Annotated in this window: 22 protein-coding genes; 12 read left to right on the top strand and 10 right to left on the bottom strand. The window is 39.1% G+C overall.

Features of this window, described 5'->3' with window-relative positions; genetic code table 11:
- Positions 1 to 69: 69 nt before the first annotated feature.
- Entirely contained in the window at positions 70 to 1,890 is a 1,821-nt protein-coding gene (locus K348_RS18870) for a leucine-rich repeat domain-containing protein (protein WP_051697950.1), read from the bottom strand.
- A 496-nt stretch (positions 1,891 to 2,386) separates the two neighbouring features.
- Between K348_RS18870 and queD the strand changes: the two genes are divergently transcribed.
- The 4 genes from queD to K348_RS0115730 all read left to right on the top strand — a co-directional run bounded on the left by queD (position 2,387) and on the right by K348_RS0115730 (position 4,644).
- Positions 2,387 to 2,749 carry a 6-carboxytetrahydropterin synthase QueD gene (queD, locus tag K348_RS0115745; RefSeq protein WP_029906431.1) on the top strand — a complete coding sequence of 121 codons (363 nt, stop codon included), beginning with the start codon at positions 2,387 to 2,389 and terminating at the stop codon, positions 2,747 to 2,749.
- Positions 2,730 to 3,311 carry a 7-carboxy-7-deazaguanine synthase QueE gene (locus K348_RS0115740; protein ID WP_029906429.1) on the top strand — a complete coding sequence of 194 codons (582 nt, stop codon included), beginning with the start codon at positions 2,730 to 2,732 and terminating at the stop codon, positions 3,309 to 3,311. The genes queD and K348_RS0115740 overlap by 20 nt, the downstream gene beginning before the upstream one ends.
- Positions 3,312 to 4,226 (top strand): ribonuclease Z, encoded by a 915-nt coding sequence (locus K348_RS0115735; protein ID WP_029906427.1) that lies wholly within the window; start codon positions 3,312 to 3,314, stop codon positions 4,224 to 4,226.
- 79 nt (positions 4,227 to 4,305) lie between these two features.
- Complete coding sequence (locus K348_RS0115730) at positions 4,306 to 4,644, top strand: T9SS type A sorting domain-containing protein (protein ID WP_029906425.1); 339 nt, start codon at positions 4,306 to 4,308, stop codon at positions 4,642 to 4,644.
- A gap of 327 nt (positions 4,645 to 4,971) precedes the next feature.
- Here K348_RS0115730 and K348_RS0115725 read toward each other — a convergent pair whose 3' ends face one another.
- Positions 4,972 to 5,559, bottom strand: a complete 588-nt coding sequence (locus K348_RS0115725; protein ID WP_029906423.1) for a bifunctional nuclease family protein — start codon at positions 5,557 to 5,559, stop codon at positions 4,972 to 4,974.
- A gap of 211 nt (positions 5,560 to 5,770) precedes the next feature.
- Here K348_RS0115725 and K348_RS0115720 point away from each other — a divergent pair, with 211 nt between their 5' ends.
- From K348_RS0115720 to K348_RS0115710, 3 genes are all read left to right on the top strand, one after another.
- Positions 5,771 to 7,522 (top strand): glycosyltransferase family 39 protein, encoded by a 1,752-nt coding sequence (locus tag K348_RS0115720; RefSeq protein WP_029906421.1) that lies wholly within the window; start codon positions 5,771 to 5,773, stop codon positions 7,520 to 7,522.
- Between the two features lie 28 nt (positions 7,523 to 7,550).
- Positions 7,551 to 8,030, top strand: a complete 480-nt coding sequence (locus K348_RS0115715; RefSeq protein ID WP_029906419.1) for a GtrA family protein — start codon at positions 7,551 to 7,553, stop codon at positions 8,028 to 8,030.
- Positions 8,031 to 8,232: 202 nt separating this feature from the next.
- Positions 8,233 to 9,378, top strand: coding sequence for a hypothetical protein (locus K348_RS0115710; RefSeq protein WP_029906417.1), 1,146 nt, complete (start codon positions 8,233 to 8,235; stop codon positions 9,376 to 9,378).
- Between the two features lie 4 nt (positions 9,379 to 9,382).
- Here K348_RS0115710 and K348_RS0115705 read toward each other — a convergent pair whose 3' ends face one another.
- From K348_RS0115705 to K348_RS0115685, 5 genes are all read right to left on the bottom strand, one after another.
- Positions 9,383 to 10,273, bottom strand: coding sequence for a bile acid:sodium symporter family protein (locus K348_RS0115705; protein ID WP_029906415.1), 891 nt, complete (start codon positions 10,271 to 10,273; stop codon positions 9,383 to 9,385).
- A 66-nt stretch (positions 10,274 to 10,339) separates the two neighbouring features.
- Positions 10,340 to 12,955: a valine--tRNA ligase gene (locus tag K348_RS0115700; RefSeq protein WP_029906413.1), complete on the bottom strand. Its 2,616-nt coding sequence runs from the start codon at positions 12,953 to 12,955 to the stop codon at positions 10,340 to 10,342.
- A gap of 225 nt (positions 12,956 to 13,180) precedes the next feature.
- Positions 13,181 to 15,271 carry a transglycosylase SLT domain-containing protein gene (locus tag K348_RS18865; RefSeq protein ID WP_156032904.1) on the bottom strand — a complete coding sequence of 697 codons (2,091 nt, stop codon included), beginning with the start codon at positions 15,269 to 15,271 and terminating at the stop codon, positions 13,181 to 13,183.
- 319 nt (positions 15,272 to 15,590) lie between these two features.
- Complete coding sequence (locus K348_RS0115690) at positions 15,591 to 16,895, bottom strand: anaerobic C4-dicarboxylate transporter family protein (RefSeq protein WP_029906409.1); 1,305 nt, start codon at positions 16,893 to 16,895, stop codon at positions 15,591 to 15,593.
- A 68-nt stretch (positions 16,896 to 16,963) separates the two neighbouring features.
- Complete coding sequence (locus tag K348_RS0115685; protein WP_029906407.1) at positions 16,964 to 17,428, bottom strand: GNAT family N-acetyltransferase; 465 nt, start codon at positions 17,426 to 17,428, stop codon at positions 16,964 to 16,966.
- A gap of 127 nt (positions 17,429 to 17,555) precedes the next feature.
- On the opposite strand from K348_RS0115685, the gene K348_RS0115680 reads away from it, so the two are divergent.
- The 5 genes from K348_RS0115680 to K348_RS0115660 all read left to right on the top strand — a co-directional run bounded on the left by K348_RS0115680 (position 17,556) and on the right by K348_RS0115660 (position 22,418).
- Positions 17,556 to 18,638 (top strand): acyltransferase family protein, encoded by a 1,083-nt coding sequence (locus K348_RS0115680; RefSeq protein ID WP_029906405.1) that lies wholly within the window; start codon positions 17,556 to 17,558, stop codon positions 18,636 to 18,638.
- A gap of 398 nt (positions 18,639 to 19,036) precedes the next feature.
- A complete protein-coding gene (locus tag K348_RS0115675; RefSeq protein WP_029906403.1) occupies positions 19,037 to 19,705 on the top strand; it encodes a DUF2625 domain-containing protein in 669 nt (222 codons plus the stop codon).
- A gap of 26 nt (positions 19,706 to 19,731) precedes the next feature.
- The gene (locus tag K348_RS0115670; protein WP_029906401.1) at positions 19,732 to 21,114 is read left to right on the top strand and encodes a nucleobase:cation symporter-2 family protein; all 1,383 of its coding nucleotides are present in this window, start codon (positions 19,732 to 19,734) and stop codon (positions 21,112 to 21,114) included.
- 11 nt (positions 21,115 to 21,125) lie between these two features.
- Entirely contained in the window at positions 21,126 to 21,695 is a 570-nt protein-coding gene (gene xpt, locus K348_RS0115665) for a xanthine phosphoribosyltransferase (protein ID WP_029906399.1), read from the top strand.
- An 18-nt stretch (positions 21,696 to 21,713) separates the two neighbouring features.
- Positions 21,714 to 22,418: a 16S rRNA (uracil(1498)-N(3))-methyltransferase gene (locus K348_RS0115660; RefSeq protein ID WP_029906397.1), complete on the top strand. Its 705-nt coding sequence runs from the start codon at positions 21,714 to 21,716 to the stop codon at positions 22,416 to 22,418.
- On the opposite strand, the gene folP is transcribed toward K348_RS0115660, so the two are convergent.
- The 3 genes from folP to K348_RS0115645 are packed head-to-tail and all read right to left on the bottom strand — an operon-like array spanning position 22,419 to position 24,092.
- Positions 22,419 to 23,258 (bottom strand): dihydropteroate synthase, encoded by an 840-nt coding sequence (gene folP / locus K348_RS0115655; protein ID WP_029906395.1) that lies wholly within the window; start codon positions 23,256 to 23,258, stop codon positions 22,419 to 22,421.
- Entirely contained in the window at positions 23,245 to 23,679 is a 435-nt protein-coding gene (locus K348_RS0115650; protein ID WP_029906393.1) for a hypothetical protein, read from the bottom strand. The genes folP and K348_RS0115650 overlap by 14 nt, the downstream gene beginning before the upstream one ends.
- Positions 23,667 to 24,092, bottom strand: a complete 426-nt coding sequence (locus K348_RS0115645; RefSeq protein ID WP_029906392.1) for a hypothetical protein — start codon at positions 24,090 to 24,092, stop codon at positions 23,667 to 23,669. Before K348_RS0115645 ends, K348_RS0115650 begins: the two co-directional genes overlap by 13 nt.
- Positions 24,093 to 24,096: the final 4 nt, after the last annotated feature.

The following is a 24,096-nucleotide window of genomic DNA, read 5'->3' as shown; positions in this document are numbered from 1 at the left end:
GATCAAGATTACAATATAAAACAGGCAGTCGATATCGGCTGCCTGTTTGCTTTTATGTATTCTGATTTATTAATTACAGTAAAAATTTGTCCATGCATTCGGTACTTTCGTGGTTCCATCGGATTGATACTGCGGACATACATATGCCGAAGATCTGTTTGCTAATTCGAGGAGGTTATCAGGAAGTTCCCCTGAAAGCTGATTTCCCGCCAAGCTGAATGTACTATATCCAAACGTAACCAGCCTTGTAAGGTTGCCGAGTTCGGCAGGTATAGTACCGGTTAATTTATTATTACCTAATTCAAGCCCGATAATACCTGTTATCTTCCCCAGTTCTTTAGGTATAGTACCTGATAACTCGTTGCCACTTAAATGAAGTCGTGATAGATTCGAAAGATTTCCTAATTCTTTCGGTATAGTTCCTGTCAATTTGTTATTGCCTAAATAGAGAGTAGACAGATTTACCAGATTAGCCAATTCTACAGGTATGGTGCCTGTCAATTCATTGTTGTCTAGCCTGATGTCTCTCAGGTTGGTGCTGCCAAATTGCACAGGAACGGTACCCTGCAGTTTATTAATACTCAGACGAAGCCATTGCAGGTTAGGTATCTCAGCCAATTCTACCGGAATATTTCCGGTTAACTGGTTATTATCTATATAAAGAGTTGTTAAACTTCCCAGTTTTCTAAATTCCACAGGTATATTTCCGGTTAACTTATTACTGGATAATTCAAGAATTACTAAACTCGCCAAACTACCCAGTTGAGCCGGAATAGAATTTTCTAAAAGGTTGTTATTCAAATAAAGATGTCGCAATCGTGGAAGGCTGCCAAGTTCTGTTGGGATACTGCCGTTAAGTTGGTTGTTGTTCAGAAGAAGGTATTGTAAATTTTGCAGATTACCCAGTTCTACAGGAATCTTTCCGGTAAGTTTATTGTGTTCTGCACTGAGTCTTTCCAGGTTTGGCAAATTACCTAATTCTACAGGAATATAACCGGTTAATTGGTTATTATTCACGCTAAGCTGTTTCAAAGCGGTAATCTTACCGAATTTCACAGGAATATTGCCTGTAAATTGATTGTTCCCCAAACCGATTTCCTCCAAGCCGGCAATTCTGCTTAGCTCTTCCGGAATACTTCCCGATAGGTTGTTGTTTCCCAAATGGAGCCGCTTTAGATTTGTAAGATTTTGGAATTCTTCAGGGACGCTACCTGTTAATTGATTATTATTTAATTCGAATCTCGCCAAATTTGGCAGATAGCTTAATCCAATAGGAATGGTACCGTTTATTTTATTTTTAGTCAGATTAAGTGTTTCCAGATGAGTCAGGTTGCTCATCTCTTCAGGAAGCGGTCCTTCCATATTATTCTCACTTAATATTATTGAGACTACTCTCTTATTTCCGCATACATCAGGGGTAGAAGAAAGGATAATTCCATCCCACTTATCTATCGGTTGTGTAGTACTTTTCCAGTTTGTTTTCTTTGTCCATGTTGGCCCTTTTGTAGCATCGTAGAGGGCTACCAGTGCAAGACTATCGGTATGCCTGTTTCCTCTTACGGCCGTTCCCGTATTTGCATATAAAGCTTCCCAAAAGTTTCCATTCCATACGTATAGGCCTTGATCTATACCGTCGCATATACCTACATTATATACCAAAAGCCCGGTATGGATATTTGCATCGGCTGCATTAACTTCAGAGATGTCTTTGGTAATATCATTCAGATCGGTCAATCTTATCCGTGGTAAGCCTAATCCTTTGCTTGCGGTTGTGCCGCCGGGGGCGTCGGGCTCATATTCTTTTAGTTCGAGCAGACTACCCTTTGCAGGTTCTTTTGCCGATCCGATTGTGACTTGCGCTTCTGCGCCGGCACTAATTGTCAATAGCATAAAGATGGCTAAAAATAGACTGTAATTTGTTTATTTGCATTCATAAATGTTTTGTGTAAGTGGAAGTGTTGTATTATTTAATTTTATTTTTTGGTCGGAAAAGATGGAATGACTGGATACCTACAATATTACAGATATGTATATTCTGTACTATTGAAGTATTCTTTTTTATTATAATAGAAATGACTCCCTGAATAAAATTGTAGTTGTGAAATATGTCTTTTTGTCTTCTGTGCATCCTTACTTTGTATCTCAAGCGGGGCAAAAGTAATAATTATTTGTTAAAAAAAATAGAATGAAAAATAAAAAGTTAAAATTTTAGCTGCATAATGGATCGAATATGTGATAACCCGGAGTAAGATTTTATGATTATGGAAAACTGTTTTTCCTTTTTGTGTATCTTTGTATTTTGATTTTTAAGTTATTGTTTCTCTGAGAAAATAGGACTGAAGAATAATTCTTTTGTTGCTTTTAATAAAATATCGGTCATAGAATTATGTATAAAATAAGTAAACAATTTTCTTTCTCTGCTTCACATATCCTTGAAGGCTTGCCGCAGGAGCATCCCTGTTCACGCCTGCACGGACACAATTATGTCGTTACAGTTCACCTGCGGGCTAAGGATTTAAATAATGTCGGTTTCGTAAAAGACTACAGGGAATTGTCGGTTGTAAAAGAATATATAGACCAAAGACTGGATCACAGGCATTTGAATGATATCGTTCCGTTCAATCCTACTGCCGAACTATTAGCTAAGTATCTGTATGATGTTTTCAAGAAGTATATTCCTGAACTTTATGCTGTAGAAGTATCCGAAACCCCTAAAACCACTGCGATTTATGAAGCTGACAGTGAATGAGATATTCTATTCACTGCAGGGTGAGGGAGGACGTGTTGGTGAGGCATCTGTATTTATCAGGCTTACCAAATGCAATCTGGCATGTAGTTTTTGCGATACCGATTTTGCCGATGGAAAGGATATGACTACGGATGAGATTCTTCTGGAGATAGGGCAATATCCATGCAAATGGATTATCTGGACAGGGGGTGAACCTACTATCCAGCTGAGAGACGAGCATCTAGCCGTATTTCGTGATCACGGTTATAAGCAGGCAATAGAAACAAACGGCACCCGCCGCGTACCCTCGCTGATAGATTATATTACCTGTAGTCCAAAACAAGATTATGAATCGATAAAAACGCGTATCCCTTTTGCTAACGAAATACGTATGCCGATACAGGTAGGGGACGAGATACCCGATATATCGGTTTTCCCGAAAGCGGATAACTATTTTTTAAGCCCTGTATTCGATTCAAATGAAGTCAATGCGGAAAATGTAAACTACTGTGTCGAACTCATCAAGAAGCATCCGCAATGGCGTCTGAGCCTGCAAATGCATAAACTGATACATATAGAATAAATGGACAGATTCGAACTCGATATATTAGGTTGCGGTTCAGCTACGCCGACAACATTGCATAATCCTTCATCGCAGGTACTGAACATCAGGGAAAAGCTCTTTATGATAGACTGTGGGGAAGGGACACAACTGCAGTTCAGACGCAGTAAGCTGCGGTTCGGTCGTCTTAACCGTATCTTTGTCTCGCATCTACATGGCGATCACTGTTTCGGATTGATAGGACTGATATCTACTCTCGGACTTCTTGGACGCACGGGAAGCTTATTTATCCATACGGTTGCCGGACTCGAAGATACCCTCCGCCCCGAAATTGATTTTTTCTGTAAAGACAATCCATTCGAGGTAAAGATAGAAGTTTTCGACCCAAAGAAAAATGAAGTTATTTACGAAGACAGGTCGGTGAAAGTTGAAACCATTCCACTTGTGCACCGGGTACCTTGTGCCGGATTTTTGTTTCGCGAGAAGCAGAAAGAAGCACATCTGATTCCCGATATGATAAAGTTCTACAATATACCGGTCAGGGAATTGGCGAAAATAAAACAGGGAGCCGATTTTCTTACCGAAGACGGACGGATTATTCCGCATTCCCACCTTACTACACCTGCCGAACCGGCTCGCTCATATGCCTATTGTTCAGATACGGCTTACAGCGAAAAAATTATACCTATCATAGAAGGCGTCGACTTGCTATATCATGAGGCCACATTTGCCGATATAGATAAAAACAGGGCGCGGGATACAGGGCACAGCACTGCGCGGCAGGCTGCAAAAATAGCAAAGATGGCTAATGTTAAAAAATTAATGCTGGGACATTTTTCAGCACGTTATCCGGATAATAAAATCCTTTTGGAAGAGGCTAGAGAGGTGTTTTTTAACACTGTACTTGCTAACGAAGGACTTCGTGAAAAATTGTGAAACAAGTCACTTTTTTTACTTTTTTTATTCTTTTATAAGGTTTAATCCCTATATTTGTGAATATTAGGAATAATGGATAATGGTAAATTTGAGAGGCATACTATTCCTTGTATTGTTTGGCGGAGCCGCTATATCTGCTTATGCAGGTAAGTTGGACTATCTGTCGAATATATTTGCGTCTGAAGCAAAAGAACCTCAGGAGAATACAAAAACCATTGAAATAACCCTTAATTATAACAGCAAAATTAAATTGGAAAATGTTCCGGTTTCGGGCTATCTCGAGGTATATAGCATACTGGGAGTGAAGGTCAGAAGTATAAACCTTAAGACTATTGTAGCAGAGACTAATCTCGATCTTCAGAAAGGTGTTTATATATTAAAGGCCGGTAAAGTAGCCCAGAAAGTAATTGTTAAATAACATCCAGAAAAAGTATAATATGAAAAGCCACTGATTCAGTGGCTTTTTTAGTGTGTTATCACATGGTGAATTCAAAGATTGAATTTGATTGGATACAAATATATTACCCTTGTTCTAGGTAAAATGTTTTTTGTGTTCCGAGAGATTACAACCGGAATCCCATATCCGAGAAGTTACGGATATTATGATTGAATAAATAATCATATGGAATCTCTATAGCTCAATACTTACTTGTCTCGTCTTTTAGACGATGAAAAGAGGTGCTTTGCTGCACGAAATACTGTTTATAAAACTTAAAAATGTTGCGGGGTAGTTTAATATTGAGGCTTATTGATTCTTCTTTCTCTGAAGTTCATCTCTTAAGAGGGAAGCCAGTTCGTAATCTTCACCTTCAATTGCATCTTTGAGGAGTGTTTCCAATTCGTCTTTATCAAGCAGGGAATAATCCAAAGCCAGATTGTCTTTGTCATCTTCGGATGCACCTGTATCCTGAATAGAACTTTCATCGAAGATTATTGCTTGCTCCTGCATAATGGCTTCGGTAGTATATATGGGAGATTTAGTCCTCAGGGCAATGCCGACGGCATCGGAAGTTCTCGATTCTATATAAATTGTCTTATCTCCTTGGCTGAGTAGCATTCTTGAAAAAAAGACCCCGTTTTCGTATTTATATATTTCTGCTTCACGTAATGTGATGTCAAGCTGATTAAACAAAGATTTGAATAGATCATGTGTGAGCGGCCTCGGCGGATGCGACCCCTGCAGTTTGAATGCAATAGATTGCGCTTCGGGAGTTCCCACAACTATCATCAATCTGCGCGCGCCGTCTTCTTCTGCCAGCACCAAACCATAGGCACCGGACTGTGTCTGATTAAAAGAAAATCCTAAAACTGATAATTTTACCCTCTCGTTCATATTCACTTAAATATCGGATCAAAATTACTTATTTATTTTTCATTTCGTAGACAATATATCTTTGTTTTAAAACATTTTAAACTATTCTATGGTTTTGTCTGTTTCATATTTTCTGATTTATCTTTGCAGCATTGTTTCTATATATTTAGTACTCATTTGATAACGCGGGAAAAATAAAAACTTATCTTTGTGTCAAATATCGGTGTGTAATATGAAGAGATCACATTTCCTGCAAACACTTTATTTGCAAAAACCGCTTTTACTTATTATTCTCATAGCTACTTTATCTACTTTACCGTGGATCGGATTGGGTGAATTCTATACCAAGGGCGAACCTCGTGAGGCTGCTCTGGCTATATCTATGATAGAAAAGGGAGAGTGGATAATACCTTCTAGTTATGCCGACGAGTTTGCTTATAAGCCGCCATTAAATCACTGGTTGATTGCGGGCTTTTCGCTTGCCTTGAACAAAGGTGAGGTTACTCCGTTCACATCGAGGTTGCCGTCTACACTGGCATTTATTGGAATTATAGGCATTTGTTTCATGTTCTTTGCCCGACGCCGTCCGGTATTGGAGGCGTTTGTTTCCTGCCTTATATTAATTACCTGTTTTGAAATACATCGTGCGGCAATGACCACACGTATCGATATGCTATTGACTTTCCTCATGGTGGCAGCCATTATACAATTATACCTCTGGCATGATAAGCGCAGGCTCGGGCAGCTTGCCGCTGCATGGATATTGCTCAGTCTGGCTACACTGGCTAAAGGGCCGGTAGGTGCATTGCTCCCGTGCCTTATATTTGGAGTATATCTATTAGCCCGTCGCCAAAATTTCTTCAAATCGACATTTATATGCCTTGCCATATTGATAGCTGCCCTTCTGCCGCCGTTGATATGGTATTATGCTGCATATCAGATTCAGGGAGAAGCTTTCTTGGATAAGGTCTTTGCAGAGAATGTCGGACGTTTTCTTCGTATCGAGTCTTCAAATCTCGATATAAGTTATGAGCTTGGAGTGGAGAATCCATGGTATTATTATCCGCTTTCCCTTGTCGCCGGATTCCTCCCATGGACTATTTTACTGGGTATATCTTTGTTCTTTATCAGATATAAGCGGCCTTCGGTTTCAATAAAATCTTTTTTCAATAAGTTGCTTTCTCTGGAGCCTGTATTATTGTTCAGCCTGATGGTAATAGTCGTTGCTTTAATCTTTTTTACTATTCCGTCGTCTAAACGAAGCACTTATATAATGCTAACATATCCTTTTATTGCTATATTTGTTGCGCGATTTTTTATTTACCTTGCAGACGCCCGGCCAAAAGCGGTACGAATCACCACATCAATTTTTCTGATTATAGGTATTGTAGCCCTGATAATTGTAGCCTTGGCATATACAGGAATAATAAATGAAGATATTGCAACCTCGATATCGAAGCGTGAAAAAACAATACGCGATATCAAAGTGTTCTTTAATATATTTCAGCATCCCGGCTGGTTGGGTGTATTTGGTATAGCTGTGTTGCTTTGGGCGATAATCAACAGTATTTATCTGTTGAGGAAGAATATGAATATAAAAGTTTTGATGGCCGGATTCGGCCTGATACTCGCGATAAATCTGTTTATGGACGCGTATTTACTCCCCGGGTTTAAAGACGCTTATTCGACAAGGCCTTTCGCCGAATTGCTGGCTAAGAAATACGATTTGAACGGGAATGTGTATGTTACTAATTATTTGAAATGGTACAGGAATCTGTATTCTTTAAATTTTTCGATGCACAACCGTTTCAAGAATATAGCGATAGAAAAGCCCGAGGAAGGTTATTTTATAGCATTAGAACTTGATATAGAAAGAATAAAGGAGCAATACAGTGATTATGATTTTACTTTATTGGAATCGAGTGACAAGATGAATGAAAATAAGAATGAAATACTTTTTTTCAGAATAAAGAAAAAGCATTGATCACGCCAAACAAACTTGAGAGTTACACATGAAGCAGCAGCTGGAGGGACTGGTTAAACGGAAATCTGTCAGACAATTAGTGAAATACGGTCTGGTGGGTATAGTAGGTTTAATTATCGATATGGGAGTATATTATCTGCTGATAAACAAATTCGCTGTGCATTATCCTTTTTCGGCAACGATAAGTTCTTTATTGAAAGGGAATATGTCGGTAGGGATGCTGGATATACTTATATCCAATGTTATCAGCCAGACACTGGCAGTAGTAAATAACTTTATACTGAATAGTTATTTTACATTCAGGGTTACCGATAAAAAGTTGAAGCGTTTTGCTTCATTTGCCTCCATAGCGATAGGAGGCATGGTTATAAGCTCGATGCTGTTGACCTTGTTTATCGGGGTAATGAAGATAGACGATATGCTGGCGAAGGTATTTGCTATATTTATTGTAGCTGCAATACAATTTGCTGTAAACAAGTTCTTTACATTTAAAGAAAAGAAAAACTAAACACTGGGGAGCAATTTATTTTACAATAAATGCGAATAATATAGAACAAAGTTCTTATAAAATTGTTTAATTGGTAATAGAGTACGATGATTTATGATGAAACTACGCCTAATAGAGTAACCTTTGGTTAATAGCCGGGGCTGCAACAATATTTGAAAAATGCTACAAACTCACATAACTCATCATTGATAATAGGAAAAAAATGCTAAGTAAAGGTATAAGGAAACATATCTCCAATCCGGTAATAGGGTTAGTTCCGTTCATATTGTTTATTATCCTGCATATGATGAACGTACCGGAACAATATGCATTAATTGCAGGTATCAGTCTTTCCATTCTCGGAGAGTTATTCCTCAGATTATATTATAAAAGCCGTGGATTTAGTGTAACATTTTACATATCAGGCATTTCTATGCTGATAGGGTTTGTTGCATGGATATTCAGCCACGAACATATAGAAGCCATAAATAAGCCTAACACTTATGTCGTGCTTTGTGAGGTATGTATGATCTGTCTCTTCATGCTACTAAGGGTGAGTAAGACTTATGTGGCTACGCGTTTCTTCCGGCAGAAAAGCCTGATGCAGAAAGCACTGCTGAATGAATTCTACGATTCGGCGACACTCATTCAATACGGGCTTACCATTCATGTATTTGCCATAATACTATATCGCCAGTTTACATTTCAGGGTGAAGATGCGCAGGTGCTTGACGTAGTCATGTTCTCATTGCTTCCTCTGCTCATTCTTTTATCTATAGGGATTTATCAGACTCTCAAGATAACGAACCTTGTATCGCGGTTGAGGAAAGAAGAATGGCTTCCTATCGTTACCGAAAAAGGTGAAGTAACCGGTAGGATAGCTAAGAGCGTTTCCATGAATATGAAGAATAAATTCCTTCATCCGGTAGTCAGGGTAGCTTTGATATCCGATTCGAAGGTATATCTACAGGAGCGTCCGATGGATGATATCTTGAATCCGGGCAAACTGGATTATCCGTTCGAAAAATACATGCTGTTCAATCATGAGATCAATCTGGCTGCACGTAACAGCATAAGACGGATGATAGGCGACGAAATAGAATTCTCTATAAAATTTCTCTTGAAATATGTCTTCGAAAATGACGATACGAAGCGCCTGATATTCCTTTTCACCGCAACAGTCGAAGATGAAGATCTGATAAGGCGGGACGGTAAGATGAAGGGGAAATTCTGGACTGTAAAGCAACTTGAAGAAGGATTCAGCGATGAAATATTCAGTGAATGTTTCGAACTGGAATTCGAATATCTGAAGAATATGGTACTTGTTCCGCAGGATATCTTTGTTCAGAACCGTGCCAGTGCAAATTAAATTCTTACATGTTTTTACGGTTTCGCCACACCTGATACGAATTCACAATATTTTGCCATAATACATAGGCCCCGGGGCCTATAGATGAAATAGGATTGAGATAAGTTTGTGCCATCCATATAGCAAGGATGGTATTTTTTTGTCCTAATCCCTGCCCTCCGGCAATAGTGTCATCGTAAATTCTGCCGAGCCGTCGGCCAGTCAAAAACTGAAATATACAAACAATTAAAGCTAGCAGGGCAATACTGGTTTCTATGATATAATTCGGATTTTCCTGATCAATAATAAACTGGACAATCTTTCCTGTAATTATTACTAAAGCAACCGACCATATGTAGAAAGACAATCCTTTGGCCTTCTGTATTTCGTAGTGAACTCTCGGTAAAAATTTTCGCAGTAGCATAGCACCAAAAAAAGGTAGGAACAAGAGAATGAATACCTTTTCAAATACAATCCACAATGAATCGGTAAAAGATACAGCTTCCACTTCGCCGATGAAAGCGAAAATTATGGGAGACACAATTACAATTGTCATATTACTCAACAGGCTGTAAGCAGTAAGGCTTTCTATACTACCTCCAAGCATGCCTGTTATAACAGGAGCAGAAGTGGCGGTAGGAGCCATTATGCAGATCATCGCTCCCTGTGCAATAACGGGATAAATAGGGTAGAGCAGGAGGTATACCCCGATGCTTCCGCATATTTGGATGATAATGAGCCACAGATGCAGCCGTTTAAATTTAATATCGCGAATGGATATGTTGCAATAGGTGATAAATAGCATCAGGGCAATAAGATAAGGAGTCAAAAAGGATAAGCTACCCATATACTTATGAAGTATAACTCCGGTAATCATTGCAATGGGCATCATATATGACTTTATCTTATTCAGCATATCTTTAAAGATACAGAAAAGGAGCTGCTTCGTTGCAGCCCCTTTTATATTATAGATTGGTAACTATTATTTACTCAGGCTGGCAATGCTTTCTTTTATTGTTTTTATCTTGCTTTCTGCATCTGCCTGCTTTTTACGTTCGTTTTCCACAATTTCGGGCTTGGCATTGGCTACAAACTTTTCGTTGCTTAATTTGGCTGTAACCGACTTAAGGAAGCCTTCCAGATACTTCAATTCATCGTTCAATTTGGCTAGTTCAGCTTCGATATCTATATTGTTGCCCAACGGTACGGAAAATTCGGTAGTACCGACAAGGAAAGAAGCTGCCGTCGCATCTTTTTCACTGACATTCTTTATCGAAGAAAGATTTCCCATCTTGTAAATAACACTGTCGAAAGAATCATCGTATTTTCCGACAATTTCAAGTGACAATTCTTCTTTATTTGCAATATTCTTCTGCAGACGGATTGTACGTATGCCGGCTATTGCCTCCTTTACCTTTTCGAATTTATCGATTAAATCACTATCGAAATCAGTCGTTTGAGGCATGTCGGATACCATGATGCTCTCGCCTTCTTTACGATTGGTAATTGCCTGCCATAATTCTTCCGTTATAAACGGCATAAACGGATGAAGGAGACGCAGCAGAGAATCGAAAAATCCGAGTGTAGCTTCATAAGTTTTGCTGTCTATTGGTTTCTGATATGGCGGTTTTACCATTTCAAGGTACCATGATGAGAATTCGTCCCAGAAAAGCTTATATACGGCCATTAAAGCCTCTGATAAGCGGTATTTGCTAAATGAATCATTGAGTTCGCCTATGGTCTTAGCCAGGATATTTTCGAACCATTTAATCGCGATTTTAGCTGATTCGGGTTGCTCTATATCTTTACTTACTTCCCAGCCTTTAACAAGACGGAATGCATTCCAAATTTTATTATTGAAATTGCGTCCCTGTTCACATAGGCTTTCATCGAAAGGTAAGTCATTTCCGGCAGGTGATGTGAGCAGCATTCCCATACGTACACCGTCAGCGCCGTATTTCTCCATTAATTCGATAGGATCGGGAGAATTACCGAGCGATTTAGACATTTTACGGCCTAGTTTATCGCGTACGATACCAGTAAAATATACATTCCCGAAACAAGGCTCATTTCTGTATTCATATCCTGCCATAATCATTCGTGCTACCCAGAAAAATATGATTTCGGGAGCGGTCACCAGATCATTGGTTGGATAGTAGTATTTAATATCTTCATTATCGGGATTATTGATGCCATCGAAAACCGAAATCGGCCATAACCACGATGAAAACCATGTATCCAGACAATCTTCATCCTGACGCAGGTCTTCCATATTCAGGTTCGGATTTACCTTTCTGGCTTCTTCCAATGCTTCTTCCGGAGTTTCTCCTACCACAAAGCCTCCTTCAGGCAAATAATACGCCGGAATCTGATGTCCCCACCACAACTGACGGCTAATATTCCAGTCTTTGATGTTTTCCATCCAGTGACGGTACATGTTTTTAAATTTTGCCGGATGGAATTTAATTATATCGTTTTCTACCGCATCCAACGCAGGTTTAGCCAGTTCATCCATTTTGAGGAACCATTGCATCGAGAGTTTCGGCTCTATAGGCACATGCGTACGCTCCGAATATCCCACGCTGTTAGTATAAGGCTCGGCTTTTTCCAGTAAGCCTGCGTCCTGCAAATCCTTTTCTATTTTTTTGCGCACTTCAAAGCGATCCATGCCCTCATATTGAAGTCCATATGAATTCAATGTACCGTTATCGTTGAATATGTCGATTCCATCGATATTGTGTTTTTGGCCCAGCATATAGTCATTTACATCGTGCGCAGGAGTTACCTTAAGAAATCCTGTTCCGAACTCCATATCTACATATTCATCTTCTATGATAGGTACAACGCGGTTGGCAATAGGTACTATGACCCTTTTCCCTTTCATATAAGCCGTTTTCGGGTTGTTAGGGTTAATACATACAGCTACGTCTCCGAAAATCGTCTCAGGGCGTGTTGTAGCGACTACAATGTAGCCGTTTTCACCGTCTATCTTATATCTTACATAATAAAGCTTACCGTGTTCCTCTTTATGGATAACTTCTTCGTCGGAAACTGCTGTTTTAGCTGCAGGATCCCAGTTTACCATACGTATTCCGCGATAAATTCGGCCTTTTTTATACAGGTCGACAAATACTTTCATCACACTCGCAGAGCGTTTTTCATCCATTGTAAAGCAGGTACGGTCCCAGTCGCAGGATGCACCCAGCTTTTTCAGCTGCTCGAGTATGATTCCACCATGTTTGTGAGTCCAATCCCATGCATGTTTGAGGAATTCTTCGCGCGTGAGGTCATTTTTAGCGATTCCATCGGCAGCTAGCTTAGCTACAACCTTTGCCTCGGTAGCGATAGAAGCGTGATCAGTACCGGGTACCCAGCACGCATTCTTACCCATCATGCGGGCACGGCGTACAAGTATATCCTGTATGGTATTGTTGAGCATATGGCCCATGTGGAGCACGCCTGTGACGTTAGGAGGGGGAATTACAATGGTGTAGGGTTCACGACTATCGGGTTCTGAATGAAAGAACCTGTTTTCCAGCCAGTATTTATACCATTTATCCTCTACTTCTACAGGGTTGTAAGTGCTTGCAATTTCCATATTAACAGTTAATGAGATTTTGAGAGAACAAAAATACGAAATAGTTTTCTATTTAGGTACCTTTTTTGCTTTCTCAGTAACTATTTACAGGCAAGGCATTCTATTGACTGAAATATGGAGAATTAAGCCCAAAAATCGGTGTTTTTATCTATATTTTAGGATATAGAAATCTACTGCACTCCTTTTGGGGTACACTTTAAGAAAATACGTTGTATTTGGTACTAATTATATATTGTCAAGCAGATCAATCTTGTTGGTTGCAAGTCTTTTGTCTTTAGGAATAAAGATCAACAGACGTTGTCTTACCTTAGCCATACCTGTATCAAGATTGTTCCAAGCAACAATATCGTCTTTCGAAACCTTGTAACGGGTGGCTATCTGTGTAACAGTTTCACCGATTCTTACTTTATGATAAAGTTTTACCAGATTTTCGTCTTTAGCAGCGATGTCAGCCGCCGTAAGTATGGCTTCCCTTTCAGGAACGGCAGACAATCCATTCTTTATTGCAAATAAGTTAGTCTGCTTAACTTCAGTGACAGTTTCTTTAGGTACTTCTGCCAGTAATTCCTGTTTAGTTACATCTGTATCTGTATCCAAATTCTTCCTGACAGCTTTAGCTTTGATGTTTTTAGAAATTGCCTCAGTGGCAGATTCACCCCAGTTTTTCACGCTGTTGAAAGCCAGAGTCGCAGTATTTGTAATGCGTCCCCATATATTCTTTTTCCTGCCGAAATCATTATTTCTGTAATCGATTTCATTTGCTATGGCAAGCATTTTCATATTATAAGAATTCGTAGCATTGTCAAATTCCCTTTCTTGCTCTATAGCTATATTCGTTTTCTTCAAATAACCACCCATTATATCGAGGGTTATATCAGATGACGGAGCAATGGCAAGAAGTGCCGGCTCTTTATACTGTGTTTTTATAGCTTCCTCTACCGAGATAAATTCAACTCGCATTATTTTGAGTTTCATACCCATCTTAACGCTGTTCGATTCCAAGTCATTCCATCTCCTTAATTCTTCGACAGTAACTTTATTCGCTTTAGCTACCCGGTACAATGTTTCTCCTTTTCCTATTTCGTGATAAGAGATAATTGTCTGCGCCTTTTGCACAGTGACGTATTCCTGCGCAACAGGAGATGAAGGTTTTCCTACTTTTGATAATTCGTCAAGGAATGATCCCTGATTATTTTTAGTATTGGCATCTGCAAGAAGCGGATTCGATAAGATATCATTTCCGACTTTCTCCATATTTATATCAGGAAGTGAAGCGCCCGATTTTTTATTTTCAGAATCTATATATGCCAGAACATTTTGGGTAGGTAAATTAAGCGTATACTCTTTAACGTTTCCCGGAATGATGTCCCCTTTAAATTGAGGATTAAATTTGCGCAGGTCTGCGACTGAAAGATTTACTTTCTCTGCAATTTCCCTGAAGTGCATCCGCTTGTTGATTTTTATAGAATCCATTGACGACGGATAAGGACATTTTGCAGGATGGATATTATGTTCGTGGTGATAATTCATGATATATACAGCTGCAATAAATGCCGGCACATATTCTCTTGTTTCTTTCGGCAGGTAAGACTGGATTTCCCAGAAATCCGTTTTGCCTCCGCTACGCTGGATCGCCTTGTTTACATTACCGGCTCCGCAGTTATATGCAGCAAGAACAAGATTCCAATCGCCGTATGTATCATATAGTTCTTTAAGGAATTTTGCTGCGGCATATGTAGATTTTACAGGATCGCGACGTTCGTCTACCAGACCATTGATTTGAAGGTTGAAGTTTTTCCCTGTCTTATCCATAAATTGCCACAACCCTGTCGCTCCTGCTTTTGAACGGGCGGTAGGGTTGAGAGCTGATTCTATAATTGTCAGATATTTTAATTCGAGGGGTAATCCTTCCCTGACGAGAATTTCTTCGAAAAGCGGGAAATAATATTTGCCTTCTCCCAGCATATGGCTGACATGGCTCTTTCCCCGTTTGGCATATCTTTCTATATAGCCGCGAACCTTCGGATTGAAAGATAACTCCATTTTTGTGGGTAGGGAGGTAAGCCGTTCGATGTAGACCGAATCGCTACACGTTACTACGCTACTTTTTTTCGGGGAATAAATTTCGGAACTTGAACCCGATGATGATGTGTCTTTATATTCCAATAGTCGTTGATAATAATCCTGATTGGAATCAGTAGAAACTTCATACGAACTCTCCGCAGCCGAATTGTTCGTTTGTGGTAGTTCGTTGTTTGTTTGTCCCGTAAGTGCCAGCGTCATGCTGACGAATAGTCCTGTTAGTTTTATCCGCATAGTGTTTTGCAGTTGTATTTCTAGGTGTTCTGTGTTATATACATTACTATATATAGCAAACAATTAAAAATATTTCAAATCAGAAATCCAGGCCTCTGATTTAGTGATTTCCTCTAAATTAGAATCTCGTGTCGTATGTAATTTCTACAAAAGTAAGGGTTCGTTTTGACAATTCTGTTAAAATTTATAATTTCTAACAATAAATTATTAACTATTTTGAAAATAGTAATAATTTGAGAAATAAGGTCTTCATCTTGATTGTCAGACGTTTACTCTATTTTGTGTAAAATCAGAATGCAATTTATTAAATTTTTTTTAATTATTTGCCAATTAGGGTAATAATTATTAATCCGGTGACTACTGCGCCAACGGTTGCCACTAGTCCCGGCAACATAAAAGAGTGGTTCAGTACCCATTTTCCGATGCGGGTGGTACCGGTACGGTCGAAGTTAATAGCCGCGACTACGGTCGGATAATTAGGAAGGAAAAAGTAGCCGTTGACTGTGGGGAAAAGTGCGATCAGCATCCACGGTGATATACCTAAAGCGATACCTAAAGGCATCAATGCCCTGACGGTTGCCGCCTGACTGTATAGCAAAATGGACATAACAAATAAGGCAATTCCGAATATCCAGGGCATGGATTTTACTATGCCTTCTATCGATTCACGAAGCTGATCCATGTTGCCATGAATGAACGTATCGCCCATCCATGCTATACCGAATATGGCAACAACGGCCTGCATGCCTGCTACAAAAACGGAGCCTTGGGCAGCTTTTATTCCGTTGGTTTTTGTTATAAGAAGGATAAGCGCGGCGGCAGAAAGCATCAGAATTTCTATGATAATAGGCATATTTAAATCTCTTCCGCCTATGTTTCGTAAGCTCTCGACGGAGCCGAAAAGTATAATAAAAACAGTGGCAAGTATAAAAATAAGGACTGATAAACCAGCCTTACTTTTCATTTTGTATTGGGTTTTTTCCTCTGAAATGTCCTTCGCGAACATCCCGTTTTCGAGACGCCTTTGGTATTCCGGATCGAGATGTAATTCTTTTCCTACACGCATACTGACCAGTGCTCCTAATAGTACACCGACCAATGTCGCCGGTATAGTTACCATTAATATATTCAAAAGGGAAATATCATATCCGGCCAACATGCTTAATAGTGCAACGGTAGCTGCCGAAATCGGACTTGCTGTTATCGCTTGCTGCGATGCAATAACTGCAATGCCCAGCGGGCGTTCGGGGCGTATTTTTGTTTCGCGGGCAACTTCGGCTATCACGGGTAAAACAGAATAAGCAACGTGCCCTGTTCCTGCAACGAAAGTAAAAAGATAAGTAACAATCGGACTAAAGAGTGTAATCCGCTGCGGATGCTTTCGCAGGAATTTTTCAGCCATCGACACCATAAGGTCGAGACCTCCCGCTGCCTGCATACAACCTGCTGCAGCAATTACCGCCACTATCATCAGCATGACGTCTATAGGCGGGGAAGTCGGTTCCAATCCGAATCCAAAAACAAGTACCGCCAGTCCAAGCCCCCCCATTACCCCAAGTCCGATACCCTGTATACGGGCACCTATTATAATAGCTGTAAGAATAAATAGAAACTGGATTAGCATGATACTTTATTTTCTTTATTATATCATATAACATCAAAGGAGATGCAGATGTTTTATGGGGAGTGCAATTATAATGTCAAACTCATATTTGTATAATGAGGGATTTCGAATCCTAGTTTTTCATATAATTCTTTTCCGTCTTCCGTTGCTAATAAACTGATGTTGGATACATTCATTTTTTTAGCTTCATCTATTATATAATGTATAATTTTTGTGGCAATTCCCTTTCTTCTGAATTCCGGATATGTGATTACATTCAATAAAGTTCCTGTAATCCCTGTCAAAAAAGTCGGGTTTGCCGGCATCTCCTGAATAATCAAAAATGCCGACGAAGCAATTATATTTTCATCCGTCCGCGCAATTACTGCTATAACTTTTTCTTCGGGAATGTATTTTTCAAAATATTTTTTTAATTGAAATCGGATTGCTTTTTCTTCCTCTTCTGTTAAAAATCCTCTGTCGATTTTTAGGAAATCGATGCGCAATTTTATCAAATCTTCGAGATCGTTAATCGTTGCTTTATATATTTCCATATGTAATATTTTTAGTTCTTTTTTATTACAATATCTCAAATATTTTTCTTAATTTGTGTCATATATTTAACTAATGAAAGATAATTATAATAAATCTTTTTACACTTAATTATCCACTTATTTACGGATGCCCAACCCGAAATTTCCGGTAAAGGTATGCTCAAAACATAATCTCTTTAAGACAAATCAGCCCAATATTCGACATTATTTTATCTTACAATATACCAAAAAAACACATAAACAACCTATGGAACTCCAAACTAAATTTTATCCGCAGCGAAATATAACTCTGGATTACTTCAAACTAATATTAACTATATTAGTTCTTACTATACATACTCCTATATTTCCAAACGCCTTCATAACAGATCTCTTTAGAAATGGAATTGCCCGAATTGCGGTACCCTGCTACTTTATTATCAATGGATTTTATTTTGCTTTTTTAAAGAATGATGATAAAAAGGTTTTCCGCTATTTAAAAAAAATCTTGATTATGTATATCACATGGAGCCTGATTTATGCCGGTATCAGTGTATATTATCACTATCCGGTTTTCACCAGTGTTTTTTTTGGCTTTCACCATTTATGGTATATCGTTGCCCTTTTTGGTGCATCTCTTATAATATATCTGATTCATAAGATAGCAAAAAGAGTAAACAGGAAAATAATCTTGGTATCAGCGATTATTATTTATTTGTCGGCATGGGCGATATTGCGGATATTTACTAATGATACATACATCCTTCAAAATGGCATTTCTCTTTTCCGCAATTTTCTGTTTATGGGATTTCCTTTTGTTTTTGTAGGATATTATATTTCTACATTACTGACTCAAAAACCTATCGAAATACGGAAAAGCCTTTTGCTATTTTTCATCATATCAGGTTTCGTTTTGCTATTCGCTGAAAAAACTATTTTGAATTATTTTGAGATAAAGTTTCTAGGCGATTTTTATTTTTCCCTTATTTTTCTCTGCCCTGTCTTGTTCCTCTTTATTTTAAAAATATCCAGATATAAGGAATCTGACGGATATATGTCGAGTTTTTCCTCCGGGATCTATTTAATACATATCCTTGTTATCTTATTATTGAAAATGTTGTCGAATGATACTTATCCAAAAGACTATCTGTTTGTTCCTATTCTTCTGTTATCTGCAATATTATCGGTGGGCATTATCAAACTAAACTCTCGTATAAAAATATTCTTGTAATAGGCAGCTTAAAGAATTCGAAACGACTGACCTCATTATTAATGTGATCGAAAATTCACATTGGAAAAATAAAGTTTCCGAAACTGGAATTTGTAAAATTACAAATTTGTGTACTTTATTACGAATTTGAGTACTCGGCGAAATTTCGGGTTAGTTTAATAATTCAATTTTAATTTTCACAAAAAGCCGAATAATATTTTGAAGTGCATAAGGGAAAAACTTTCAAATTTTTTAACCCTCTTAGAATTCCTTTATTTCGATACAATACACAAGCCGTTTTCAAATATTCAATTCTCAGAGAGTTAATTCTGCCTTTTCTTAACCCCTTTTATTTGTCATAATGCGGAATTATACGCATAATTATACTAATTTTGCACCTAATTTAAAAACTTGTACCTATGCGTACACTTCAGGAACTTGTCAATACGGTAGATCCCGGCTGGCCCGTTATTAAAGAATGGATAAAACTGGCAAAGAACAAAGTGGAGGTTTTACCATGTAATCGCCAACAGGCGGAAAATGCCCTTGTCAATACTCAGGTAACTACACGTTCGCTCATGGGGGCTGTCATTTACGAAACAGGAGGGATGCTCATCGATAACGGCTGGATAAGAATACTCGGCTCAGGATCGGACAAAATGAAAAGAAGCTTACCCGACTGGAATCAGGGCAAAACCTTCGAAGAATTCGGCGAACCCGCACCTTATTTATTGATTGCTGATGATGCAATCGGGGGATTTTATGCGATAAACGGGGGATTTTTGGGTACTGATGCAGGCAATATATATTACTTTGCACCCGAATCATTGAAGTGGCTGCCTATGAATATAGGATACAGTCAGTTCTTGTTGTTTTGCTTCGAAACGGACATGAACGATTTCTATAAAAACCTGCGTTGGAAAGGGTGGGAAAAAGATATAAAAGAATTGAATCCCGATTATGCATACAGCTTTGTCCCTTTCCTTTGGACAAAAGAGGGCAAGGATATCGATGCCGTTTCCCGTAAGGTAATTCCTGTGGAAGAGGTATACGATTTTAATATGGAAATGAAGAATACATTAGGTTGATATAATTACACAATAATAATAAGTTCATGCAAGTTACAGAGAAAGAAGCGGATGAAATTATCCAACCCATACGCAAGACAGACCTGATATACCAGATAGAGGATAAGCCGCCTTTCAGCGAGGCCATGTTTGCCGGATTCCAGCATCTGCTGGCCATATTTGTAGCTATCATCACGCCTCCGCTTATTATTTCGCGGGCATTGGAATTCAGTGCCGAAACGACCGGATTTCTCGTTTCCATGGCATTATTGGCATCAGGTATTTCTACTTTTGTGCAGTGTAGAAGATTCGGCCCTGTAGGTTGCGGACTGTTATGTATACAGGGAACCAGCTTCTCATTTATCGGCGCATTGACCGCAAGTTTTGCAGCCCGAGGAGATATGGCTGAAACTGCTATTCTAGCCGCTATATTCGGTGTGTGCATCGCTGCTTCTCCCGTTGAAATGGTTGTCAGCCGCTTGCTTAAATATACAAAGAAGATAATAACTCCGCTGGTTTCGGGCATTGTAGTAACCATGATAGGGCTATCACTGATAAAGGTCGCTATCATCTCTTGTGGCGGTGGATTCGCTGCAATGGGTACCGAAGGAGAGAGAAGTTTCGGTAGTCCTCTTAATCTGGGAGTGGCTGTGCTTGTCCTTGTTTCCATACTTATACTGAATAGTATCCGGAATAAATACATCCGCATGAGTTCTATTATTATAGGCATAATCATCGGATATATCGTTTCTTATTTCCTAGGGTGGATAGATTTCTCAAATATGGGTGAAATCGGTGCTATTACAATTCCCCAGCCCTTCAAGTACGGATTGAGTTTCGACTTATCCGCATTTATAGCCGTGGCACTTATCTATTTCATCACTTCCATCGAAGCTTTCGGCGATATCACCGCCAATTCGATGATTGGGGGAGAGCCGATAGAAGGGCCAAAATTTATGAAACGCGTACAGGGTGGAATACTTGCCGACGGTATAAATTCGGCTATTGCAGGAGTTTTCAACTCTTTCCCGAACTCGATATTTGCACAGAATAACGGACTGATTCAATTGACCGGAGTAGCTAGCCGCAGAGTAGGTTACTATATTGCCGGATTCCTCGTTGTTTTGAGTGCTTTTCCATTCATCGGAGGAATTTTTTCTATTATGCCTGAGCCTGTTCTGGGAGGTGCAACTTTGTTGATGTTCGGAACAGTAGCAGCGTCAGGAGTTCGTATTATCGCCTCGCAAAATATCGATAGAAAGGCGATTCTTGTACTCGCAGTGAGCTTTGCATGCGGACTGGGTGTTGAACTTGTGCCTGATATTCTCTCGCAAATGCCTGCCATAGTAAAAGGCATCTTTTCATCGGGAATTACTACCGGAGGTGTAGTGGCTATAATTGCCAATGTTGTTATCCGTATTAAAGACTAAATTTTATCATAATGAAGTTACTCAAAGACCGCATACTTAAAGACGGAAAAAGTTTCGATGGGGGAATCCTCAAAGTGGACAGTTTTATCAATCACCAGATGGATCCTATTCTGATGAAATCAATAGGGGTGGAATTCGTCCGCAAATTCGGCAATTTACCGATTAATAAGATTATTACGATAGAAGCCAGCGGAATTGCTCCGGCTATTATGCTTGGCTATCTGCTCGAATTACCCGTTGTTTTCGTGAAAAAGGCGGTGCCTAAAACAATGGTGAATATGGTTTCTACGATTGCCCACTCTTTTACTAAAGATAAAGACTATACAATCTGCGTAAGCAAAGATTTTCTGAACCCGAATGATAAGGTCGTTTTTATCGATGATTTTCTTGCGAACGGAAATGCTGCTATAGGCATCTATAACCTTATTAAAGAGGCAGGTGCCGAACTTTACGGAATGGGCTTTATCATCGAAAAGAGTTTTCAGGACGGAGGTCGCAGACTGAGGGAACTCGGCATTCACGTAGAATCGCTTGCCCGTATTAAGGAATTAGGCGATAATAAGATTATATTTGAAGAATAATCTAAAAATATCAGCCTGATGGATAAGACAATCTTTTTTACACCGGATATCCTTTCCAACGTGGAACTGCCCGTTGAAGAGGCGCAACATTGCATAAAAGTGCTGCGTAAGAAAGAAGGAGATGAAATTCTCCTGACCGATGGAAAGGGATTTTTCTATGATGCTGAGATTATACAGGCCAATCCGAAACATTGCATTGTCAATGTACTAAGGACAATTGAGCAACCTAAAGGCTGGAACTTTAATTTACAGATTGCCTTTGCCCCTACAAAAAATATAGACCGCATAGAATGGTTTGCCGAAAAAGCGACGGAAATAGGTACCGACCGTTTTTCTCCTATTCTTTGCCAGCACTCCGAGCGGAAAGAAATAAAAGCGCAGCGTATCGAAAAAATACTGGTTTCAGCGATGAAACAATCAGAAAAGGCGTTATTGCCGCAACTCGATGAAATGATATCTTTTTCGAGATTTGTCACTCAGGAATTCGACGGGCAGAAATTTATCGCTCATTGTTATCTTCAAGAAAAACTTTCCATTAAGGAAGCATATAAGAAAGGAGACGATGTACTTATCCTGATCGGACCGGAAGGAGATTTCTCGGAAGAGGAGGTAGAGTTGGCTGTGAAAAACGGATTTCAGCCGATTTCACTGGGCCAAAGCCGCCTTCGTACGGAAACGGCAGCCCTTGCCGCCTGCCATGCTATCCATGTTTTGAACTGGTAATCAGAATTTATATTCTTCCAGTTTCTTCACTATTTTAACCGCTTCCACCGCCTCTTTTACATCGTGCACACGTAAGATATTCGCACCGTTTTGAAGAGCAAATGTATTTAATACCGTAGTTCCGTTAAGGCTTTCATCGGTATTTATATCTAGTAAGTTTGCAATCATCTTTTTTCGGGATATTCCGACCAATAAAGGTAATTCGAAAATTGAAAAGCCTTTCAGGGTAGCCATTAATTCATAATTCTGCTCCATTGTTTTACTGAATCCGAAACCCGGGTCGACGATAATATCGTTTACACCGAGCAAATGCAGTTCGGCAATCTTCTTTGAGAAATAGTAAAATACCTCCTGAATAAAGTTATCGTAATTTGTCATACTGTTCATTGTCTGTGGCGTTCCCCGCATATGCATCAGTATATAAGGCACATTCAGCTTGGCAGCCGTTTCGAACATCGATTTATCCATTTCACCGCCCGAAATATCATTTATAATAGCCACGCCGTGCTCTTCTACTGCAAAACGGGCTACATTGCTATAGAACGTATCCACCGAAATAATTGCATCCGGGAACTCGCGGTTAATAATCGGCAAGGCAAATTTCAGGCGTTCGATTTCTTCTTCCGCGGATAAAAGAGTCGAAGCAGGGCGTGTAGACTGCGCACCAATATCGATAATCGCTCCTCCCTGATCAATTATTTCTTTTACCCTGTCTGTAATCTGTGCTTCTGTTTCTTTTCTACTACCGGCATAAAAAGAATCGGGCGTAATATTTAATATTCCCATTACTATCGGAGAAGACAGGTCGAGTAGTTCGCCTTTGATATTAATCGTTTTCATAATCTTCAAATTTAGCCGTTTTTAATAATTTGCGAAAACGGATGAAGTGATAAGTTTGTAATATAATCAGAGATACCGGTATTGCTGAGAATAACAGTACGGAAATGAATTTGGCACTATAAGGTAATACAAGTATAAAAGAAGGAATAATAGGAATATAAAATGTCAGTGCAGATAATATGCTGTTTTTCTGCACATATTTGTTCTGGTTGAGATAGGCAATAAATGACATTACTGCGGATACTATTGCGATTAAAACGGATAAAAAGAGAAAAAACTGACTGGCATCAAAACTGTCATACATCTCATTTTCCTTTTCAATACAACTATCGAAAATCAGGAATGTTATAATCGATATAAATGGAATCAACAGAAAAACTTTCAGCGGTATCCAAAAACAAAATCGTCCTAATTTCCCCATTTTTTCGCCTGTTTTCTATGTGATATAAAATTGTATAACTGAGCTGCTATGTATGGCAACGGCATCCCGAACATCGCAAATTCCCTGTTGTGCTTTGCGATTATCCCCATCCAAGGAATATATATTATCACAGGCAGAAAAAATGAAATAAAAGACAGTATACTGCTATCTCTTACAGCTTTGAAAAGATTTAGCTCAATGGTGAAAGAAAAAAGCGACAGAATAAAATTGAAAATCATCAGCATGAAAAACAACATTAGCCAGTGTATATCTTCTACGAATCCGAAGACCGACGGCAAAAGGCTGTTCAACAGAGGTAACAGAAAAGAGAATACAACAGATAATATACCGGATAAAAGGATGACCATTATCTGCAAACTGAGAAAATAACGTGCATTCATCTTTTCTTTCATAGCT

The organism is Prevotella sp. 10(H) (genome assembly GCF_000711235.1).
In the GTDB taxonomy this organism is placed as follows: Bacteria; Bacteroidota; Bacteroidia; order Bacteroidales; family Dysgonomonadaceae; genus Dysgonomonas.
Note: the sequence above shows the minus strand (reverse complement) of the source record. Positions and strands in the feature narration are given on the sequence as shown.

What these genes read in the sequence shown, in the direction of transcription:
- K348_RS18870 (WP_051697950.1), bottom strand. Translation starts at nt 1,890, where the DNA reads ATGCTATTGACAATTAGTGCCGGCGCAGAAGCGCAAGTCACAATCGGA.
- K348_RS0115675 (WP_029906403.1), top strand. Translation starts at nt 19,037, where the DNA reads ATGCGTACACTTCAGGAACTTGTCAATACGGTAGATCCCGGCTGGCCC.
- K348_RS0115685 (WP_029906407.1), bottom strand. Translation starts at nt 17,428, where the DNA reads ATGGAAATATATAAAGCAACGATTAACGATCTCGAAGATTTGATAAAA.
- folP (WP_029906395.1), bottom strand. Translation starts at nt 23,258, where the DNA reads ATGAAAACGATTAATATCAAAGGCGAACTACTCGACCTGTCTTCTCCG.
- K348_RS0115725 (WP_029906423.1), bottom strand. Translation starts at nt 5,559, where the DNA reads ATGAACGAGAGGGTAAAATTATCAGTTTTAGGATTTTCTTTTAATCAG.
- K348_RS0115710 (WP_029906417.1), top strand. Translation starts at nt 8,233, where the DNA reads ATGCTAAGTAAAGGTATAAGGAAACATATCTCCAATCCGGTAATAGGG.
- K348_RS0115705 (WP_029906415.1), bottom strand. Translation starts at nt 10,273, where the DNA reads ATGCTGAATAAGATAAAGTCATATATGATGCCCATTGCAATGATTACC.
- K348_RS0115715 (WP_029906419.1), top strand. Translation starts at nt 7,551, where the DNA reads ATGAAGCAGCAGCTGGAGGGACTGGTTAAACGGAAATCTGTCAGACAA.
- K348_RS0115720 (WP_029906421.1), top strand. Translation starts at nt 5,771, where the DNA reads ATGAAGAGATCACATTTCCTGCAAACACTTTATTTGCAAAAACCGCTT.
- K348_RS0115670 (WP_029906401.1), top strand. Translation starts at nt 19,732, where the DNA reads ATGCAAGTTACAGAGAAAGAAGCGGATGAAATTATCCAACCCATACGC.
- xpt (WP_029906399.1), top strand. Translation starts at nt 21,126, where the DNA reads ATGAAGTTACTCAAAGACCGCATACTTAAAGACGGAAAAAGTTTCGAT.
- K348_RS0115730 (WP_029906425.1), top strand. Translation starts at nt 4,306, where the DNA reads ATGGTAAATTTGAGAGGCATACTATTCCTTGTATTGTTTGGCGGAGCC.
- queD (WP_029906431.1), top strand. Translation starts at nt 2,387, where the DNA reads ATGTATAAAATAAGTAAACAATTTTCTTTCTCTGCTTCACATATCCTT.
- K348_RS0115690 (WP_029906409.1), bottom strand. Translation starts at nt 16,895, where the DNA reads ATGCTAATCCAGTTTCTATTTATTCTTACAGCTATTATAATAGGTGCC.
- K348_RS18865 (WP_156032904.1), bottom strand. Translation starts at nt 15,271, where the DNA reads ATGCGGATAAAACTAACAGGACTATTCGTCAGCATGACGCTGGCACTT.
- K348_RS0115700 (WP_029906413.1), bottom strand. Translation starts at nt 12,955, where the DNA reads ATGGAAATTGCAAGCACTTACAACCCTGTAGAAGTAGAGGATAAATGG.
- K348_RS0115740 (WP_029906429.1), top strand. Translation starts at nt 2,730, where the DNA reads ATGAAGCTGACAGTGAATGAGATATTCTATTCACTGCAGGGTGAGGGA.
- K348_RS0115660 (WP_029906397.1), top strand. Translation starts at nt 21,714, where the DNA reads ATGGATAAGACAATCTTTTTTACACCGGATATCCTTTCCAACGTGGAA.
- K348_RS0115645 (WP_029906392.1), bottom strand. Translation starts at nt 24,092, where the DNA reads ATGAAAGAAAAGATGAATGCACGTTATTTTCTCAGTTTGCAGATAATG.
- K348_RS0115650 (WP_029906393.1), bottom strand. Translation starts at nt 23,679, where the DNA reads ATGGGGAAATTAGGACGATTTTGTTTTTGGATACCGCTGAAAGTTTTT.
- K348_RS0115735 (WP_029906427.1), top strand. Translation starts at nt 3,312, where the DNA reads ATGGACAGATTCGAACTCGATATATTAGGTTGCGGTTCAGCTACGCCG.
- K348_RS0115680 (WP_029906405.1), top strand. Translation starts at nt 17,556, where the DNA reads ATGCCCAACCCGAAATTTCCGGTAAAGGTATGCTCAAAACATAATCTC.